The 18,189-nt window shown below is 57.1% G+C and carries 16 protein-coding genes; 8 read left to right on the forward strand and 8 right to left on the reverse strand.

Annotation, left to right across the window (positions count from 1 at the left end):
* Window positions 1-16: 16 nt before the first annotated feature.
* From KZ498_RS11380 to KZ498_RS11390, 3 genes are all read right to left on the reverse strand, one after another.
* Window positions 17-1,165, reverse strand: a complete 1,149-nt coding sequence (locus KZ498_RS11380) for a DUF63 family protein (RefSeq protein ID WP_312618934.1) — start codon at window positions 1,163-1,165, stop codon at window positions 17-19.
* Between the two features lie 101 nt (window positions 1,166-1,266).
* Entirely contained in the window at window positions 1,267-2,106 is an 840-nt protein-coding gene (locus KZ498_RS11385; RefSeq protein ID WP_312618935.1) for an inositol monophosphatase, read from the reverse strand.
* 72 nt (window positions 2,107-2,178) lie between these two features.
* Window positions 2,179-2,379 carry a hypothetical protein gene (locus tag KZ498_RS11390; RefSeq protein WP_312618936.1) on the reverse strand — a complete coding sequence of 67 codons (201 nt, stop codon included), beginning with the start codon at window positions 2,377-2,379 and terminating at the stop codon, window positions 2,179-2,181.
* Between the two features lie 874 nt (window positions 2,380-3,253).
* Here KZ498_RS11390 and KZ498_RS11395 point away from each other — a divergent pair.
* A complete protein-coding gene (locus KZ498_RS11395) occupies window positions 3,254-4,471 on the forward strand; it encodes a glycosyltransferase family 2 protein (protein ID WP_312618937.1) in 1,218 nt (405 codons plus the stop codon).
* A 27-nt stretch (window positions 4,472-4,498) separates the two neighbouring features.
* Here KZ498_RS11395 and KZ498_RS11400 read toward each other — a convergent pair whose 3' ends face one another.
* Window positions 4,499-5,416, reverse strand: coding sequence for a hypothetical protein (locus KZ498_RS11400; RefSeq protein WP_312619318.1), 918 nt, complete (start codon window positions 5,414-5,416; stop codon window positions 4,499-4,501).
* A 272-nt stretch (window positions 5,417-5,688) separates the two neighbouring features.
* On the opposite strand from KZ498_RS11400, the gene KZ498_RS11405 reads away from it, so the two are divergent.
* Genes KZ498_RS11405 through KZ498_RS11415 form a run of 3 tightly spaced genes read left to right on the forward strand, consistent with a single transcriptional unit; the run spans window position 5,689 to window position 8,587 of the window.
* Window positions 5,689-7,134, forward strand: coding sequence for a DUF58 domain-containing protein (locus KZ498_RS11405; protein ID WP_312618938.1), 1,446 nt, complete (start codon window positions 5,689-5,691; stop codon window positions 7,132-7,134).
* A 2-nt stretch (window positions 7,135-7,136) separates the two neighbouring features.
* Window positions 7,137-7,634: a hypothetical protein gene (locus tag KZ498_RS11410; RefSeq protein ID WP_312618940.1), complete on the forward strand. Its 498-nt coding sequence runs from the start codon at window positions 7,137-7,139 to the stop codon at window positions 7,632-7,634.
* The gene (locus tag KZ498_RS11415) at window positions 7,631-8,587 is read left to right on the forward strand and encodes a hypothetical protein (protein ID WP_312618941.1); all 957 of its coding nucleotides are present in this window, start codon (window positions 7,631-7,633) and stop codon (window positions 8,585-8,587) included. Before KZ498_RS11410 ends, KZ498_RS11415 begins: the two co-directional genes overlap by 4 nt.
* A 14-nt stretch (window positions 8,588-8,601) precedes the next feature.
* On the opposite strand, the gene KZ498_RS11420 is transcribed toward KZ498_RS11415, so the two are convergent.
* Genes KZ498_RS11420 through KZ498_RS11430 form a run of 3 tightly spaced genes read right to left on the reverse strand, consistent with a single transcriptional unit; the run spans window position 8,602 to window position 10,974 of the window.
* Window positions 8,602-9,612 carry a MoxR family ATPase gene (locus KZ498_RS11420; RefSeq protein WP_312618942.1) on the reverse strand — a complete coding sequence of 337 codons (1,011 nt, stop codon included), beginning with the start codon at window positions 9,610-9,612 and terminating at the stop codon, window positions 8,602-8,604.
* Window positions 9,605-10,699, reverse strand: coding sequence for a DUF4350 domain-containing protein (locus KZ498_RS11425; RefSeq protein WP_312618943.1), 1,095 nt, complete (start codon window positions 10,697-10,699; stop codon window positions 9,605-9,607). The genes KZ498_RS11420 and KZ498_RS11425 overlap by 8 nt, the downstream gene beginning before the upstream one ends.
* On the reverse strand, window positions 10,699-10,974 hold the full coding sequence (locus tag KZ498_RS11430) for a hypothetical protein (RefSeq protein ID WP_312618944.1): 276 nt from the start codon (window positions 10,972-10,974) through the stop codon (window positions 10,699-10,701). The genes KZ498_RS11425 and KZ498_RS11430 overlap by 1 nt, the downstream gene beginning before the upstream one ends.
* Window positions 10,975-11,290: 316 nt before the next feature.
* Here KZ498_RS11430 and KZ498_RS11435 point away from each other — a divergent pair, with 316 nt between their 5' ends.
* The 4 genes from KZ498_RS11435 to KZ498_RS11450 all read left to right on the forward strand — a co-directional run bounded on the left by KZ498_RS11435 (window position 11,291) and on the right by KZ498_RS11450 (window position 16,663).
* Entirely contained in the window at window positions 11,291-11,971 is a 681-nt protein-coding gene (locus tag KZ498_RS11435; RefSeq protein ID WP_312618946.1) for an IS6 family transposase, read from the forward strand.
* A 52-nt stretch (window positions 11,972-12,023) separates the two neighbouring features.
* Window positions 12,024-12,947 (forward strand): NAD-dependent epimerase/dehydratase family protein, encoded by a 924-nt coding sequence (locus tag KZ498_RS11440; protein ID WP_312618947.1) that lies wholly within the window; start codon window positions 12,024-12,026, stop codon window positions 12,945-12,947.
* Window positions 12,948-13,195: 248 nt separating this feature from the next.
* Window positions 13,196-14,470 (forward strand): sulfatase, encoded by a 1,275-nt coding sequence (locus KZ498_RS11445; protein ID WP_312618948.1) that lies wholly within the window; start codon window positions 13,196-13,198, stop codon window positions 14,468-14,470.
* 399 nt (window positions 14,471-14,869) lie between these two features.
* Window positions 14,870-16,663, forward strand: a complete 1,794-nt coding sequence (locus KZ498_RS11450; RefSeq protein WP_312618949.1) for a hypothetical protein — start codon at window positions 14,870-14,872, stop codon at window positions 16,661-16,663.
* A 49-nt stretch (window positions 16,664-16,712) separates the two neighbouring features.
* Here KZ498_RS11450 and KZ498_RS11455 read toward each other — a convergent pair whose 3' ends face one another.
* Window positions 16,713-18,179 (reverse strand): sulfatase, encoded by a 1,467-nt coding sequence (locus KZ498_RS11455; RefSeq protein ID WP_312618950.1) that lies wholly within the window; start codon window positions 18,177-18,179, stop codon window positions 16,713-16,715.
* Window positions 18,180-18,189 lie beyond the last annotated feature (10 nt).

Raw genomic sequence — 18,189 nt, forward strand, 5'->3', positions numbered from 1 at the left:
TTTACGAAGCGAGCGTTCAGATACCGAACGTCGCCCGCAGCATGTCTCGCGTGCCCGGCCCCAGCCCGACCGCGGTGACGGCGATGAGCAACAGGAGCGCGTACCGCGGGCTGTCGTCGATGAACTCCTGGTTGAACAGCGAGACGACTAGCGAGGCGACGGCGAGCTTGACGACCAGGAACGGCCAGGACGTGCCGATAGCGGCCGAGAGTCCCGCCGGCTGGAGCGCCTCGGTGGCCGCGATAATGAACTCGTTGGCCGGGTGTTTCGGGTAGTACGTCAGCGGGACGTTGAGCGCGTCGAGCCAGTCGGCCAGCACGACGTTCGCCACACCGTCGATGGCGTGGCCCCAGATGACCAGCAGGCCGATGTAGCCGGTCCCGTCGTTCACTGCCGGACGGTAGGACTCGAACAGGCGGTACAGTCCATACGCCAGCGCGGATGCCAGCACGACGGTCGTGATGAGGACCGACGGGTACAGCGTCGCGTACTCGCGCGTGAGCGCGACGAACGTGAGATAAAGCAGCGTCACCACGACGAGGCTACTACCGATAGCGCCGGTCATCCGGTAGTAGCTGTCGACGACGCCGCGCTGTTCGAGCTCCACGCAGACGACGAGGACGAGCAGCGTCAGCAGGAACACCGTGCCGTAGATGACGGGGCTGATGATGAGCGAACTCAGCGGGTACTCGACGATGGGTGTGACGCCGGCGTCGACCGCCCGGTCGGTCGCGTCCTCGACGGTCCGCAGCGCGCCGCCCAGCAGCATGAACGGGACGAACGCGAAGTAGAGCTCCGGGTCTTCGGCGATGTCCAGTCGCTCGAGGAGGAAGTAGACGCCGACGAGCATGTACACCAGAATCAGCATGTAGCCGACCTCGGAGACGAGGGTGTACCCCGGTTCGGCGATGAGCCGGCCCTCCTGAATGGCCGCCGAACAGCCCTCGTACAGCGGCTGTGGCCCGGACGCAGTCATCTCGGCACAGCTGGCCGATCTGGCGTCCGCGTACACCGGACCCCAGAAGTACCGCCAGAGGAACCGGTCCCAGATGGCCTGTGGGGCGGCCACAACAGCGCCGACAGCGACGAGAACGACCGCAACGAGAGAGCCCACCCAGAGCTGGCCGGGCCCGAAATCATCGACGGCTCGCTCGAACGTTTCCATGGCCGTGTGACCGGTGGCAGGCGGTTTTAGCGTTCCGGTCGCGTGTGCTTAGCGCGGAAGTCCATAGCCAAGCGGTAGCGAACTACGAGGCGAAGACGTAGTCAGTCCCCCGTGAGCGCCTCGTTGCCAGCCACCACGAGGGTCTCGTGTGCCTCGCCGTTGGACGCGACGACGGAATCGCTGTCGTGGGTCCAGGGCTCGCCGTCGAGGTCGGTGACCGTGCCACCGGCCCGTCTGACCATGTGGACGCCGGCGAGCGTGTCCCAGGCGGCCATCGGGCGCGTGCAGACGAGCCCGTCAAGCGCCCCGTCGGCGACGTGTGCCAGCGTGGCCTGGAACGACCCCAGGCGCCGGACGTCGCCGAATCGGTCGCCGACAGCGCTGCAGAGCCGCCCGAACTCGGCCCGCTCGTTGCGGTCCCACCAGCCCACCGGCGCCACGGCGAACGTCTCCGGGTCGGTCCGGTCGCTCACCGAGAGCTCGGTCCCGTCTCGCGTCGCGCTCTCCGGGCCGACGGCGTAGAGGTCCCCGTAGGAGGGCAGGTAGGTCGCGGACGCGACCGGCTCGCCGTCGACAACAGCGCTCACGACTGTCGCCCACAGGCGCATCCCACGGACGTAGTTCGCAGTCCCGTCGATAGGGTCGATGACCCACGCCGCACCGCTGTCGGGGACACTATCGACCGCTTCGGCGTCGTGGTCGGTCCCCGGACCGGACACCGTCGGGAGGTCTTCCTCACAGAGGAAGCGGTCGCCGGGGAACTCCCCTCGGATTGTGGCGACCACCTGCCGCTGGGCGTCGCGGTCCGTCTCCGTGACGAGGTCGTTCTTGTTGGCCTTCGACTCGACACTGAGATCGCCCCGGAACTGCTCGCGGGCCACGACACCGCCGGCGCGGGCCGCTCGCTCGGCAACCGCTGCCCGGTGGTTTGCACCTGTCATACCTTTGGCTGGACCGGCCTCGTTCAAACCATCTCGCCTTCCAGCAAAACAGGACCGTCGTCCGGTGACAGCTCAGTCGGCTTCGACGGCTTCGTCGACGGCCTCGAGAATGGCTTCGGCGATGTCCCGCGCCTCGGTCGGCGTGTACAGGACCTGGTTCCCCAGCGACTGTTCGATGCGGATGTAGCCGTCGTCGTCCTCGATGGAGAAAAACGCCGTATTCTCCAGCGGTGGCACGCGCAGGCTGGCCCCCTCGGACTGGTCTGTACCCATGTTATTGTGTAGCATATAGAGCGATTTAAATCTACGGCTCAACAGGGTAGGATCGGCCTCGATTTCAAAGATTGATAACTGGGCCGAAACGGATCATACTCATGCTGAGAACATATTGATCTGGTTTCGATACGTGGAGCCTTCCGGTTCAGCAAGGATGTCTCAGTTATCATGCTTCTGGGGGTCGTCTACGTCCTCGAGTTGAGCGTGAAAACGGTCCTTAGTGCATCGAAAAGTCGATTGCCGCGGCTACACGTTCTTGGCGAAGAGATCCGGAACCTATTTTCCTGGCCGGCGTGAAAGCGCAAAACCCGAAGGCGCGGACCGGAGCACAGTAGGGAATTGCTGCAATCGAGTGTTCTTTATCAACAGTGGTACCACCCGTAGTCGGGGTCCCAGACGACCGGTGATATTTCACGAGCGGTTCCTGACATAGCAGGGCGCGCCTGCATAAACCGGATCAAGTAGCAGTCGCTCTTTGATTACACTGTTTGAGAGGCCTATGAGAGATGGTCCTACTACATATAGGCTCAGAGTCTGATATGTATCTCCTTACATCGGTAATTAGTATGTGAGTAATGTAAATCAACGGAGGTGGATCATACTGACACTCCGGCTACGAGCGGGAGAAATTGTGTACAATTGAGGGAGATATGGCTCGGTGCGCTAATTATGTTTATTAATCTGGAACTATCGTACCCAACAGTTTTATTATACGTTACTTTGACATGACTTCCTGTGTAGGGTACGTGTGGGATCTATCAAAAACCACCTATTGAGATCGAATAAAATGGTGCCTACTAGACGCATGCAGCGAGAGTTGATCGAGGAGTGGGAAGTGTATGACAGTATATGACTCAGCCGAGGTACGGGAATGACGATACAAGCAAATCAGGCAAATCAAGCGAATCAACAGGGGATTACCTCAAGTAGTATCGACGAGTTTCTTGTCACTCCGGAGAGCGAAGTCGTCCCGGTTTTGAGCGTCGTGATGCCCACCCTCAACGAGGAGAGGGGTATCATAGAGTGCATCGATCGGATCAAGACGGCGATTTCGGAGCTGCGAGTACCGACTGAGATTATCGTTAGCGACAGTTCGACTGACGCGACACCGGAGTTAGCTCGCGAGCGGGGTGCGATTGTCGTAACACCCGACGAACCGGGCTACGGCTACGCGTATCGCTACGCGTTTGACAAAGCGCAGGGGGAGTACATTGCGATGGGCGATGCGGACACGACCTACGACTTCAAGATGATTCCGCAGCTCCTCGAACCGGTCCGGAACGGCGATGCCGACATCTGTATGGGAAGCCGACTGGAGGGTGAGATTCGGGACGGGTCGATGCCGCCACTCCACAAGTACGTCGGGAACCCGCTGCTGACGCGGTTCCTGAACACGTTCTACGGAGCCGGTGTGAGCGATGCACACAGCGGGTTCCGCATGTTCACGAAAGACGCGCTCGAAACGCTAGAGCTGGAGACGACCGGAATGGAGTTCGCCAGCGAAATGATCATGGAGGCCGGCGCGAACGACCTCACTATCGAAGAGGTCCCGATTATCTATCACGAACGGGAGGGCGAGGAGACGCTCGACAGTTTCAGCGACGGCTGGCGACACGTCCGGTTCATGCTCGTGAACGCGCCGGATTACCTGTTCTCGTATCCGGCCCTGCTGCTAGTCTCGCTTGGGGTGGTGGTGATGTCGCTGTCAGTCGTTAAACTGTCGGTCGGTGGCGTCAACTTCGGTATCCAGACGATGGTCGGCGGGTCGATGCTGACAATCGTCGGGTATCAGGTCTGGACACTCGCGCTGTTCAGTTCTATCGCCGCAAACCCAATAAACACGCCGGACGGCGTGCTCGTCGGCATGATACGGAATCGGTTCCAGCTAGAGCATGGCGCGTCCATCGGCATCCTTGCAGCCGCAGTCGGCGTTCTGTATCTCGGGGGTGTGTTCGGACGGTGGCTGCTAGCCGGTGAAGCGGCATTACCGTCGGCCACGGCAACCCTTCTGGCTTCGACAGTCGTGGTGCTTGGCATGCAGACCGTGTTCGGTTCGTTCTTCATGAGCATGCTAGCAGACAGCGGCTGAACGCAGACATTTGATACAACAGGCCGGTCAATCTTTGGAACACCGATCGGTGCACGTCCCGTTCGCCGCACATTGAACCTCGGGTTGGGTCCGGTTTTCGGCGACGAACTGCCACTCGTTTCGCCCCACGCTATCGGTTCCGTTCGAATACGTGAGTTGCTTGTACAGTCCGTTGTAGTTCATCACACTGTCGTACTCTGCCCTAGAGTAGCGCTTCTCGTCGATGCCGTCCCGGTGGGCACCGAACCCCATCGCGTGCCCGAATTCGTGCATGAACAGCGACGCGGTGATCCTCGTCGAGTCGAACCGTTCCATCGCAGCGACTTGGGGCCGGCCAGCGCCGACAAAGTATTCTTCCCCGTTGTATGCCACATTTTCGGTGACCAGGACGTAGTAGTAGCCGTCAGAGCGGTGCTCCGAGTGGTTGGCCCGGAAGTCGTAGATGTCGTTCCCAGGACCAGCATGGGGTTTCGAATACACTGTCCCGTTGACCGAGAGGTTGATCTCGTCTCTGACCAGATGGAAATCGATACCGCTGGACCCATCGGGGTTCGAAACTGGCGCACTATCAAACGTATCGATGACGGACGTTCGGACTGAGTCGCTCAGCGTCGCTGACTGTGTGGAGTCTACTTCGACATAAATGTCCGCTCGGAGCGGGTCCGCGCCCGGAACAGCCTGCTCGCATCGGACTTCCATACCGTCCGGATAGCCGTCCCCGTCCGTATCCGCGTCGGTTGGATCAGTACCGTACACGGATCGCTCTCGCGAATCGGATAGCCCATCCCCGTCTGTATCAGTGGCGTTCGCATCGGTCTGTGCCTGTCGTGCGTTTGGACTGTCGGCCCCACCGCCGCTAGTGTCCTGGGCTGCCGTTCCAGCGGCTGGAAGCACGACACCGGCGAGCAGCAGCGTGACGAGCACGACCGCGCCGACGTGGAGTATCGACGTGCGACGAAGCCAGTCGTCTGTGCGACGGCGTTTGGCGTGGGCTCTGATATTAATATTAATATTTTTATCTGGAGACAGACGACCACGCAGCTTCCGGACCAATCTGTACCGTTCTGGCATTTCTTGGACGGGGTTTTAGATTAACAGGTAAGTAGCTGATTCTCCAGCTATCAATATCGATTTCAATAGTAGGGCTGGCGTAGACAGAGTGATCCCGACCGTGGCCGTCGGTATCTTCAATGGCCTCGGTCCAGTAACGGTAGATAATGCGTGGTACCCGGCGGCTCTGGCTCACGCTCACTGTAATCGGCTGTCTCGTCGCGGGTGGTGAACTGCTCGATGCACCCCTGTTGACTGTCGGGGCTGTCGGGCTCGCAGGCTGGCTGCTCGCCATGCAGTTCGCGTTCGTCCGCAGCGTCTCGCGGCTCAGGTCCGAACTCACGGTCAGCCAGTCGCTCGATCGGTCCCGGATACGGACCGACACCGAAACGAGGTACACGCTCGAGGCGTCAGTTGCTGCTCCCGGCAACCACCTGCCGCTGTCCGTCGAATCGACAGTTCCGCTCGCAGCACGGGTGGAGGGAGGCCGGGCTCCAGCAACCGACCTCGACAGGTCGGTGCAGTCGTCGTCAGCGACGGTTTCGCTCATCTGGGAGACGGTCGGCGACTACACTATGCCCGGAGCCACGGTGACGGTCAGTGACGGAGCCGGACTGTTTACCCAGTCGTTCACGACTGAGCCTGGGCCTGAAATATCGGTCGAACCGCCGTCTGTCGGCCCGATTCACGTCGGCCAGGGCGGAAAACAACTGCTCCGTGGTGTCGGTGAGCACGACGCCCGCGGGCGAACAGGCGGCCTGTCGGCCGAGGAGATTCGGAAATACGTTCCGGGTGACGCGCTGAAATACGTTGACTGGAAAGCCACTGCCAGGCTGGACGAGGCCCACGTCCGCAACTACGAAGCCGAGAGTAACCGGAGCGTGGCGCTCATTATCGATCACCGCCACACGATGGGCGACGGCCCACCGGGCGAAACGAAGCTAGAGCATCTCAAAGCGGTCGCTGCGGCGTTCCAGCAGCGGGCCGAAACGCTCCGCGACCCGTTGGGCTATCTCACAATTGACGACGCGGGCGTGACGGCATCGGGAACACCCGTGGCGAGAACCGAGGCATACAGATCGTGTCAACACCGAATCAGCGACCTCAACACCGAGCCCGAGAAGCCGGCGGCAGCCACCAAGTCGTCGGCTCACACCGGAGCGACGACAGGAGCGGTTGATTCGATGAGAGAGACACAATCACCGATGGAAAGGACGCTGCTCACATATCGAGACGCCGCTGGGTCGAAGCGGCACCTTCCAAACCAACCGCTGTTCAACGGTCTTCAGTCGGCACCGGGTGAGATACGTCGCGCAGACCTGCTGGTCATCTGTACCGACGACAGCAAACCGAGCGAACTGCAGAACACGGTGGGCTTGGCGAGACGCAACGCGACGGAGGTTGTCGTGTTCATCACACCGTCAGTAGCCTTCGATACAGACCTCATCGCTGACCTCGATACCGCGTACGACCGGTATCGAGCCTTCGACCAGTTCCGGCGCGAGCTGAACGAGATCGACTCGGTGACGGCCTACGAGGTGGGGTCGCCGGCCCAGATTTCGGCGATATTGTCCACCAGCTCAGCGGACGCGGAACGAGGGGAGTACGCATGAGCATGGCACCGCAGACGGACGAACAGTCGTTGCGCTCCCTGCCGACCGTGCTCGGCCTGCTGGGAATCGCCACAGTGGTAGGCGGCCTCGTCCGAGGCGGGCCGAGGTGGCTCGGTCTCGTCGGAGTCGCGCTCGTCGCCCTCTACCTGTACGGACCGCCGGTCTTCGTGGTCGCACTCGGACAGGTCGCACTCGTCGCGGTCGAAGCCCCGTCACTAGTATCCCTCGTTCTCGTCGAAGGCGGTCTGTACATCACGTTGCTTTCGGCGGCCGTCGCCACGCCACATAGGCAGACTACCGGCGGCTTCGTCGCGCTTGTCGTTCCATTGCTCGGTGGACTCGCTTGGCTGTCACTCCGGCGCTGGAACCTGGATCCGCTGTCGGTCGGGGCCGTCTCTCTCGCCGGGACCGCCATCGTCGGCTATCTGCTTCATCGATACCTGCTGATAGAACTCGACATTGTGACAGAGGCGCCAGCTTCGGACGGTGATCCCCTATGAGCCAATCCACGCCTATACAACCGGATAACCCGGCGGAAGAACGTGAACAGCGACCAGACGACGAACGCGATCCCCAGACACTCGAGGCAGAACTGGAAGTCCTACGGGAAGAGAACCGGCGGTTACGCGATTCGTATGCGCGAGCAAAGCGGACGACGTTCAGACGGACCGCAGTGGGCTTCTTTGTCGTTGGCGGGTTGTCGCTCGTTGCGGCTGTCCTCTTTCCAGCGCTGCGGACCATCTTCATCGCGTTTGCCGGGACCGGTGTGTTTGCCGGAATCGTCACGTTCTATCTCACGCCCGAGCGGTTCGTCTCGGCGTCGGTCAGTGACACGGTCTTTGATACCCTAGCCGACGTCGAACAGCATCTTGTCAGAGAGCTAGAACTACAGACCGAAGCAGTGTACATCCCGACACCGTCGCGTCCGGAGACAAACGCGCGCCTGTTCGTCCCCCAACACGTCGAATACGCGGTTCCTGACGTGGCGCAACTGGGAGACCTGTTCGTCACCAGCGACGTCGAAGCGGAGCAGGGCGTCTCCCTTCCGCCTACTGGTGACCGTCTCTACACCGAGTTCGAGCGAGCGATATCGGGCGAGCCTGGTGATGGTCCAGGAGTGATAGTGACGCAGCTAACGGCGGCCCTGACTGAGCAATTCGAACTCGTCGACGACACGACTATCGAAACCGATGGCGAGAACCGAAATGCATCCATTGGCGTCAACAATCCCGCGTTCGGCGACGTTCACCAGCTAGACCACCCCGTAGTGTCACTGCTCGCGGTGGGGTTTGCCACGGCCCTTGACCGGCCTGTGTTCGTTGAAACACGGGATGACGACCGGTTCGACGGCGTCGTGACAATTTCGTGGGACGCCACCGAACAGCCAACAAAGCGGTCCGGTGACGAGACGAGCCCGTCAGAAGAGACGACACCAGCACAGGAAAACGCCTAACGGTGATACGGTCGCTACTCGAACTCGCGTTTCGTCCCGCCGTCGCCGACGGCTGGTTCGACGCCCGCACTGTGGTCGGTGTCAGATCCGGGCGGCGTGATCGACTGGAGGATCTCCTCGATAACCGCCTCGGAACTGATCTGACTCAGTTCGGCGTCGCTGTTCATGATCAGACGATGTCGCAACACCGGGAGCGCCATCTCCTTGACGTCGTCGGGAATGACGTACTCCCGGCCGTTCAGGCGTGCGGCCGCTTTGGCCGTATTCTGCAGGGCGATCGTCGCCCGCGGAGAAGCCCCGTGAGTGACGTTTCGGTGGTCCCGCGTCGCGTCGACGATAGAGAGGATGTACTCCTTGACGCTGTCCTCGATGTGCGTCTCTGGAATCACAGTCCTGGCGTTCAGGAGTTCATCCCGGGAGAGGACTTGTGAGATAGCGTCCGCATCGAGTGTCGGGTTCGCGTCGAACCGGTCGAGAATCGCACGTTCTTCGTTTGTGTCGGGAATCTCCGCGACGAGTTTCATCTGGAACCGGTCGCGCTGGGCCTCAGGGAGCTTGAACGTGCCTTCCATCTCCAGGGGGTTCATCGTTGCAACAACGGTAAACGGCGTCGGTAGTTCGAGGGTCGATCCTTCGATTGACACTTGGCCCTCTTGCATGGCTTCCAGCAGCGCGCTCTGGGTTTTCGGCGGGGCGCGGTTGATTTCGTCAGCAACGACCAGGTTCGTAAACACGGGGCCTTTCTGGAGTTCGAACTCGCCGTTCTGCTGGTGGTACACCGTCGTTCCGGTGATATCCGCGGGGAGCAGGTCGGGCGTCATCTGGATCCGGGAGTGTTCGAGGTTGGTCGCATTGGCCACGAGCGTGGCAATCGTGGTTTTCGCGACACCGGGAACACCTTCCAGAAGTACGTGCCCACGTGTCAGTATTGCAATAGTAATGTGTCGGAGAACCTCTTCGTTGCCGATAAGAACTGTGTCCGCCTCCTCCTTGAGACGGTCATACAGTACCGACGGATCAGTCATCGCGTTGACGTTCGGCCCGGTGTTTAATAACGGCTTCCGTTACTTGCTTTATTTGTGCGGACTCCCAGTCCGGATGACGGGCATTGAGATACTGCTCGACCCCATCCCGGGACAGGTGCGGGCCCAGGCCGCGGCCCCGACGTTCCCTGAGTCGGTCCCAGACCAGCTCGTCGAGACGCCGGTCGAAGGCAAGCAGTACCCCGACCAGTACAACGCCACAGAGCAGTAACAGAGCGTCCGACCGCTGCACGGCGAGAACCGCAGCGGCCACAGGGGGGACGCTGCTGGCGTGTGAGTAATCCAGCAGGGCGGCGCGGTGGGCACCGATGAGGTTCCGAACGAACTGCCGGTTGTCACCGCGTTCGAGCATCGCGTTCACGAAGATGCTGGGGTCGCTAACTGCGATGACCCGACCCTCGCCGACCGGTTCACTCGTGACGATAGGGCGGGAGGCTAACTGCTCGCCGCCGTCAAGCTCGGCGTTTCCGTTGGTATCGAGGTAAGCGTACTCTGAGGTGTTGACGAGCGTCGTCGCGTTGCCGGCCCGCACGGTCGTGCCGTAGTTGAGAACGACGGTGTCAATGCCCGCGGTCTCCGGAGCCTCGCTGACAGGCGTCGCTTCAGGGAACGAAGAGTTCCGGTAGTAGTTGCGGTTGTCGTACACCGTGCGGCCGTCGAAGCGCGCGTCCGCACCGACGGCAGCGAGTAGAGTATTCCCGTGTGGCCGGTAATCTTCCGCGACGACGAGTGTGCCGCCGTTTTGAACGAACTCGGCGACCCGCGACCGCTCGCTCGGTGCGTACGGTTTCTCCGGCGAGAGAACGACCGCGACGGTGCCGTCCGCGTCGGTCGTCGGATACTGACTCACGTTCGTTCCGACCGTCACATTTGTGCCGGTGTCTGCAGCAACGCTTCGGAGTTCGCCCGCACCGTCCCACTGAGAGTTGTACGCACCGAACGCCGCTGAGGACGTGCTCGCAGCGTAGACGAGCGCGACAACGGTGAGACCGGTGTAGGCGGCAAGCAGTAGCTGCGGGAGAGTGAGCGACGGCAGCCAGGAATCGCTGTGAGACGGTATCGACCCCATCAGATCAGTCCCGGAGGTAGGATCTCGAGAATCCGTTTGATTACCACGTAGGCAAAGCCCACCAGCCCGACCGCGATGAGCCACCAGAGCCGCCGTCGCCAGCGCGGCGACACGGCCTGTGGTGTGACCAGCTCAACAGTGACCAAGAACCCGATTAGCGACACGACAAAAAACAGCTCCAGCGTCAGTGCGTCCAGCAAAGTCAATACAAGGATGGTCCCGAGCACCCACATGAGGTGTCCGTAGATGAACTGTTGGCGCTGTCGGGTCGCCATATTAATATCTCTGCTGTGCTGGAAAGTAAACTTCAGGGTTCCATATGACTCAATGATACTTTCGTCGGATCCCGTCAAGGATTCACTGACGGTTAGGCCTTTTATATACGGTCAAATGGACATGCCTGAACCTGAAGTGTCATACTACAATTGGTCTAGCGCTCCCATCGAACTCATTCGCTCTCTAAGGCCGAAGCAAGTTTTCAACCCAACAGTACTTACTCTGAAATGTCTCAGAGGTGCTATATCCCAGACCACCCGGCACTGTCTAGTTGAGCGAGTTTGAGAAGCGAGGAGGTCGTAGCGAGAAGTGTTCATGCCACTCGCAGACCTCCTCAGTGAAACGTTAGATGAGGACAGCCAAGACGTTTGGGAGAATGAGCGCACCCCGACACCCGTCCGGCAATTTGGGGTGCGTCTCCATACTGCGGGGCTGGCGATCAGGGAGACGGTAGCTATCTTAGACCTACTGGGTGTCGATCGTTCTCACGGCGCGGTCTGGAATTGGGTGCATACACTGTCTGAAGCCCAGAGCGACCCGCCGACGGCGGAACCGTCGCGGGTCGCGGTCGATGAGAAACAAATCGAGATCGATGGGGAAAAGAAGTGGTTGTACGCCGCTGTCGACACCGAGTCAAAGTTGCTGCTCGAAGTTGACGTGTTCAGCCGCCGCGGGACTGACCCAGCGGCGGCGTTCCTGCATCGGCTCACTCAGAAACACGATGTCGCCGAGACAGAGTTTCTCGTCGATGCTGGCGGCTATCTGACTGCCCTCTCACGCCACGATTTGAGCGGTCGGCTCGACTACCGAATCCGAAACCACATCGAAAAATGGTTCCAGACTGTGACCATGCGAATCGACCGCTTTCACTCCTTCTGGCGGGGCAGTCAATCCAGCGCGAAACAGTGGCTCCGACGCTTCAGACACCACTACAACCACGAACGACCGAACCAAGCACTCAACGGGAAAACGCCAGCTGAGGTCATCCAGAACTAGACAGTGCCGACCACCCAATAATATAACACTGATGTGTAATTCTGTAGTAACTATGGCTAAGATAGCTGAACAACTCGGACGCGACAAAATTCTCGTTACCGGCGGCGCAGGCTTCATTGGTAGTCATATCGCTGACGCGGTTAGCGACGCCTATAGCGTCACCGTATACGATAATTTTAACTCAGGGGCGCGGCGGCATGTCCCTGACTGCGCCGAAGTCATTGAGGCTGATATAAGAAACAAACAACGACTCAACAAAGCCGTGGCACAAGCGGATACGGTTTTCCACCAAGCAGCACAGGTCGGCGTTACGCAGTCGGTTCAGAACCCTGTTGAAAGCCACGCAACTAATCTTGACCCACTACTCACGATTCTTGAGGCAGTCCGGGGGACTGACACTCGCGTTGTGTTTGCATCCAGCGCAGCAATCTACGGGAACCCGGAGTACACTCCTATCGATGAGGCCCACCCGAAAACGCCAACCGCTCCGTATGGGCTTGAGAAACTTTCAGCAGACCACTATTGTAGACTGTATCACGAGCGCTACAGTGTTGAGGCCGTTGCCCTACGCTATTTCAACGTTTATGGACCTCGCCAGCAAGCAGGTGACTATTCGGCGGTCATCTCGATATTATCTGAGCAGGCATTGAACGAAAACACCCTTACAATCCATGGTGATGGCACTCAAACACGCGATTTTGTTCACGTTGAGGACATTGTTCAAGCTAATCTCCGAGCCGCTACAGAAGACGGTGTCTCTGGAAGGGCGTTCAATATCGGGACCGGGAAACAGACCAGCATCAACGACCTCGCCGATATAATAAAACAAATAACCAATTCGGATTCAGAGGTCTCTCACGTTGATGCTCGTGAGGGAGACATTGACCAGAGTGTCGCGGATATCTCGCATGCACAGAAATATTTGAACTACGTCCCGAAATACGATATCGAGACTGGATTGTTGGACTGCCTATAATTCACGCCAGAGTGTGAAATATTTAATATGGCATTCACTGTTTTGAGCGGTTCTGCTTTTGGGTTTTCCTAGCGACCTGAATGGCACAATTGAGAAGTGAAAACGGGTGGTGGTTCGGTCCTCAAAACACGTAATTGAGTGCATAGAAACTTCTGAGACATTACCGTTTCAATCGGATACCTCTAGTCGAAGATTGGTACCTACTGTCAAGCTTTTAGTGGGCACGGAATAGATTAGTAACAGGATTGATGAGTCATAAGAACGTAATTTTACTCACCATCGATGCCCTTAGGGCAGACCATCTCTCGTGTCACGGATACGGTCGGCAGACCAGTCCTACGTTGGATCGACTTGCAAGCGAGCATCTCCAGTGTGATAAAGCGATCAGCGCGAGCTCACACACGCGGGAAGCGGTTCCCGCACTTCTCACCGGCCAGTATCCGTGCGACGCGGTTGATGAAAGTTACGCACTTGCCACAGACAGTATCGCGACACATCTTTCAGAGACGCCGTATGCTACCGGCGCCTTCCACTCGAACCCATACGCCTCACGTGCCTACGGATTCGACAAAGGTTTTGACCATTTTTACGACGACCTCTACTTTGGCGGGAACAAAGCGATTGCACTGCTCCAAGGTGTGCTCAACAAGTTCCGAGATCATCTGTATGCCACCGCCGAGCAAATCAACGAGCGTGCCCTTGACTGGCTAGATTCACAGAGCAGACCCGTCTTCGTCTGGAATCACTACATGGACGTGCACGGTCCTTACAAACCACCAACCACGTACCGGGGCCTCTTTTCTGACCAGGCGAAAACTAATAGCAATCCGAAGAAATTGTATGAACGAGCCGCTGTGACCGATCCTGAGGGAATTACTCCAGCGGAGCGACAGGAATTGGTTAACCGTTACGATGAAGAAATTCGATACGTTGACGACAGCATTGATGATTTCCTGAGCAGCCTTCGAGAGGGAGGCTATCTTGAAGATGCTCTCCTAATCATCACGGCAGATCACGGTGAAGCGTTCGGCGAATCGAACTTCTACGGACATCCCCGATATCTCACGGACGAACTTGTTCACGTACCGATGATTGCCTCCCTGCCGTCGGAAAGCGCAGATAGTCTTGACGTTCCGGTAAGTACTCTTGACGTGGCACCGACTATCCTCAAACACGTTGGTGTGACTGATTTTGAGGGCCCAGGGACGCCATTACAAACGTTAGCAAGACACCCTAATCAGTTTCGCGATCGTCGCGTATTCTCAACCGCTAGAGGTGAAAACGAGCATTCAAATCGGCGCAGGTTCAGCGTCAGAACAACCCACGGACAGTGTTTCCTCGAACGAAATCGGACTACGGGCCAGGTTCTCTCGGTCAGGACCAAAGGAGAAGAATCTTCTCTTGAAACGGAACTAAGAGAATTCAGCGGCATGAAGTTGTCGGAAGAGACAGCAGAGGGGAGAGAAAGAGAGACACTGAGTAACGAAGTTGAACGGCGACTTGAAGGGCTCGGATACAAGTAGTATAGCCTGACCGACCAACGCCTGCGAAAGAACTCTACCCATTAGTATCCCAACAGTGCAGATAACAATGCGTATGCGGTGAGCGCATAGCACTTGCTTGTCATCGAGGAAATTCGCCATATTTGCTTGGTTTAGGCGATTATTCAGCAGAAGTCTTCAGCGGACGGAGACTAACATCTCAATGCAATCAGGTCTACCGGCATAACTTTTGCGTCGGTTGAATGGACCGTATGTGTCCATAACGCAAGTCGTTCGAAGCCATATTCGCATCAGACGAGCGGTTCTTGAGGCGCTTGATTAGTAAGACGGTGGTCCAGGTCTCTTGTTCTAACAGTCTTCTTTATAAGAGTGGGTGAAATACCAATAGGATTTAATGAACGGGTCAGGAAGATAACTAAAATGACAGTGTCCGCGACTCGAGAAAGTGTGACGCTGTCCATGTCCGCTATCGCAATTAGTGTCTTTTACACCCACGAAACCGAGAGGCTCTTTCCTGAACTACCAATCGGAATTTCGATTGCGGTAACCGTTCTTCTGCTCGCTACGTATTTTAAAAGTGAAAGTGGCCTCCGGTCTTCGTTCCACGTTTATCTAGGAGCGATCGTTGTAATCGCGGTTTTTTATCGATCATATATTTTCCTTTATCCTGCCAGTCTAATCGGATTAGACCCAATTAGCTATTCTGTACAGATCTCTCGTGTGATGATTACTGGTTCCACTGACTCAGTTAGCTTCTTTTTTTATTCAAGAGCCCCACTTTCAATCATACTCCCGGCTTTCTTTGGCTTGGTTTCCGGCCTTTCTGCACCTGATTCGTTGGTAGTTTACTCTATCTTAGGCGGGATTGTCCCGACATTGGTAATAGCCGGGTTGGCGAAACGAACTGCCACCGCTCGGCCACACAAAACTGGTATCGTCGCAGGCGCTCTTGCATCCATTGCGGCCGTCTCAGTTCACTTTTCTTTCTGGCCTATTGCACAGACTCTGTCCGTCTATTTTTGGATAGTATTGATTCTGTTATTGGTTCGATATTACGAGCGTAGCTCGAAACGAACATTCCTACTACTCATCGGGGTGCTCGTTGGCCTGACGTTTACACATAAACTTCCGCTTTTCATTACTATTTTTGTTCTTTTACTCATAGCTGGATTTTCTAAAGCCAATCGCTTGGTACATCGACGAATCCTGGGACATAATGTAGAAGATACCGCCGTGCGGCGTCCGCTCAGTCTCGGACTCGGCCTAGTTGTAATCGCGTTATTGCTCGTTCAGTGGTCCTTTATTACCGATTTTATCAAGACTGTCGCAATAAACCTGCTCGCTGTATTCTCTCTCGGCGCACCTGAGGTCTCGTCCGCACCAGCGGTTCAGTCGCCGTCCGCTGCCGCGCCGCCTAACCTTTGGGTAATCGGACTTCTATATAGGCGGAGTCACGGGATCTCATTTTTAATCGTCGGTGGATTGGCGTGGCTCCTGCTGTTGATTGATAAGCCGTTCAAGTCGTCTTCCGAGGTGCTACTCTCCTCTGTGGCGGGGCTGGTCTTCCTGCTTGTCGCGAGTGTTATTTCTCGAGCACCGGGAACGTCGGCACCGCCTCCGATGCGAATGTATGCGTTTCTTGAACCGATACTCGTTGTTCTCGTGGCCGTCGGTATCGAACGTCTTTCATCAAGGGGCCTCTGTGTACCTTTTTTAAATCACCGGTTGTTCAGTTCATCATCCGGAAGAAGGGCATTGAAATTGCTTTCCGTCACCATCCTCGCCCTACTTGTCGTCTCACAGGCGTTCTCAACGGCAGCGGTACCGGATCACCGGGCTGCACCACGGTACTATTTGACGTCTGGAGAAACCCAAGCGAAATCATTCGGTTTAGGATACACCGATAGTCAGATTACGACGGACTGGTTCACAACAGTCGCGGGTCCACCTGATTGGAGGTTGATAGAAGAGGAACGCTCAGGCCCACGGTATCGACCTGCCGGAGAGTCCCTTCTGAACGCAAACTTGACCAGACAAGGATATCATTATATTATGTACCGCCCGAATGTGAGAATCTATGCGACTGGTAGTGGACCATGGGTGCTGGAATGGAATCCGGAACGCCAGCTAGACTCGGAGTATAGCCGAATATATGCAAACGGTGACGGGTTAATTTACGCTAAATCTCCCGATGAGGCAGCAATCAACAGGTAGCTGTTGGTCTCTGGAGTGATGATAGAGTTTCCAGTGGTGAAACGTCCTATTAAATATATCCGAGGTCTTCCAGTCGCTCCCTGCTCTGCTCTGATATCGACTCGGGGTCATCCGTCCTGCGTCTCAACGATCCCTGCTCGCGTCGCAGGATGCGTTGAAGCCGTCCGATAATCTCCGGGTTCGATTCGCTCACGTCAGTGGTTTCGGTCGGGTCCTCGGCCAGATGGTACAGTTCGGTTGTTCCGTCTGATCCTTCGATCAATTTCCAACTTTCAGTCCGAATCGAACGTAATACTCGGTCATACCGCCTCGTTTGTTCATCGAGGCTTCCGAGGCGCTTTTCGAGGGCGCTCATTGAGGGTTGCGGTCGGACGTATTCTGCGATTGCGTACTCACGATCAGTATAAGTGCCATTTACGGGTAGTAAGCTGTTATCAGAAACCGAGTCGACTGCCGGGTCCGGATTTGTTCCGGCCAGTTCCAGTAAGGTCGGATATAGGTCACGCGACTCTACGAGTCCGTCAACTGTAACACCGGCGTCGAAACAGTCCGGATATCGAATGACAAGTGGCACGTTCAGCAGAGTCTCATACAGGCAGTACTGGTGGTCCATCAGTCCGTGATCTCCGATATTTTCACCGTGGTCCGATACGAGTACAATCGCAGTCTCATCAAGTATGCCTTTCCGTGAGAGCGCAGCGTAGAGTTTAGCAATCTGTAGATCCAGGTAATTGAGCTCGCCTTTGTACATCGCTTCAAGTACAGCGAAGTCATCCTCGTCCATCGTCTCGTCACCAGCGATGTATCGCCACTGGTCTTGGTTTACCTCTTCAACATCAGCCGGGTCGATTCCTGCTGGGAGAAACTTTTCTGTGTATCCCTCCGGGGGATTGTACTCCAAATGTGGCTCCAAGTAATTAATAAAGAAAAAGAACGGCGACTGTGACTGATAATCTTCAATCCATCGAATCGCTCGCTTCGTAGTCAACCAAGCACCGTCATCGTATCGGTTACCGACATACCGACCATAGATTGCGTTTAATACTGTCTTTGGAGCGTTTTTAAATGAGAGTTCGCTGCGGAGCGCTCGTACACGGGGCCCGAGTCCGTCTGCCGCACGAATTCGAGAGAGGTCTGCACCACCCCAGAAGACGTCCCACTTCATCGAGAACTGGTCGAAACCCGCGTCGAAGCCGAACTCCGGACTGACCCAAATATTTCCGGAAATACCGACAGTCGTGTATCCTTCTTTCTGTAGTCGGGCCGCCAGTGGTTGGGCCGCTTGGTCGAAGTGTGTAGAGCCACGGTGCGTGTCATGGTCGCTCGTATACCGGCCAGTAAAGAGCGATGCGTGTGAAGGGAGCGTCCACGGCGCGACGGTACTGACGTTTCGGAACGTCGTCCCTTCACTGGCGATCCGTCCGGTCGCTGGCATCAGCCCGTTTTTTAGCCCCGGGAGGACCGTTTGGCCACGGGCGGTATCGAGAATAATAAACAGGATGTTCGGTTTATTCATTGGTATTCCT

Source organism: Haloarcula sp. 1CSR25-25 (genome assembly GCF_032027985.1).
Classification (GTDB): Archaea; Halobacteriota; Halobacteria; order Halobacteriales; family Haloarculaceae; genus Haloarcula.

Coding starts and splice junctions, on each gene's coding strand:
- KZ498_RS11410 (WP_312618940.1), top strand. CDS start 7,137: ATGGCACCGCAGACGGACGAACAGTCGTTGCGCTCCCTGCCGACCGTG.
- KZ498_RS11380 (WP_312618934.1), bottom strand. CDS start 1,165: ATGGAAACGTTCGAGCGAGCCGTCGATGATTTCGGGCCCGGCCAGCTC.
- KZ498_RS11445 (WP_312618948.1), top strand. CDS start 13,196: ATGAGTCATAAGAACGTAATTTTACTCACCATCGATGCCCTTAGGGCA.
- KZ498_RS11405 (WP_312618938.1), top strand. CDS start 5,689: ATGCGTGGTACCCGGCGGCTCTGGCTCACGCTCACTGTAATCGGCTGT.
- KZ498_RS11455 (WP_312618950.1), bottom strand. CDS start 18,179: ATGAATAAACCGAACATCCTGTTTATTATTCTCGATACCGCCCGTGGC.
- KZ498_RS11420 (WP_312618942.1), bottom strand. CDS start 9,612: ATGACTGATCCGTCGGTACTGTATGACCGTCTCAAGGAGGAGGCGGAC.
- KZ498_RS11435 (WP_312618946.1), top strand. CDS start 11,291: ATGCCACTCGCAGACCTCCTCAGTGAAACGTTAGATGAGGACAGCCAA.
- KZ498_RS11430 (WP_312618944.1), bottom strand. CDS start 10,974: ATGGCGACCCGACAGCGCCAACAGTTCATCTACGGACACCTCATGTGG.
- KZ498_RS11395 (WP_312618937.1), top strand. CDS start 3,254: ATGACGATACAAGCAAATCAGGCAAATCAAGCGAATCAACAGGGGATT.
- KZ498_RS11425 (WP_312618943.1), bottom strand. CDS start 10,699: ATGGGGTCGATACCGTCTCACAGCGATTCCTGGCTGCCGTCGCTCACT.
- KZ498_RS11440 (WP_312618947.1), top strand. CDS start 12,024: ATGGCTAAGATAGCTGAACAACTCGGACGCGACAAAATTCTCGTTACC.
- KZ498_RS11415 (WP_312618941.1), top strand. CDS start 7,631: ATGAGCCAATCCACGCCTATACAACCGGATAACCCGGCGGAAGAACGT.
- KZ498_RS11450 (WP_312618949.1), top strand. CDS start 14,870: ATGACAGTGTCCGCGACTCGAGAAAGTGTGACGCTGTCCATGTCCGCT.
- KZ498_RS11390 (WP_312618936.1), bottom strand. CDS start 2,379: ATGGGTACAGACCAGTCCGAGGGGGCCAGCCTGCGCGTGCCACCGCTG.
- KZ498_RS11385 (WP_312618935.1), bottom strand. CDS start 2,106: ATGACAGGTGCAAACCACCGGGCAGCGGTTGCCGAGCGAGCGGCCCGC.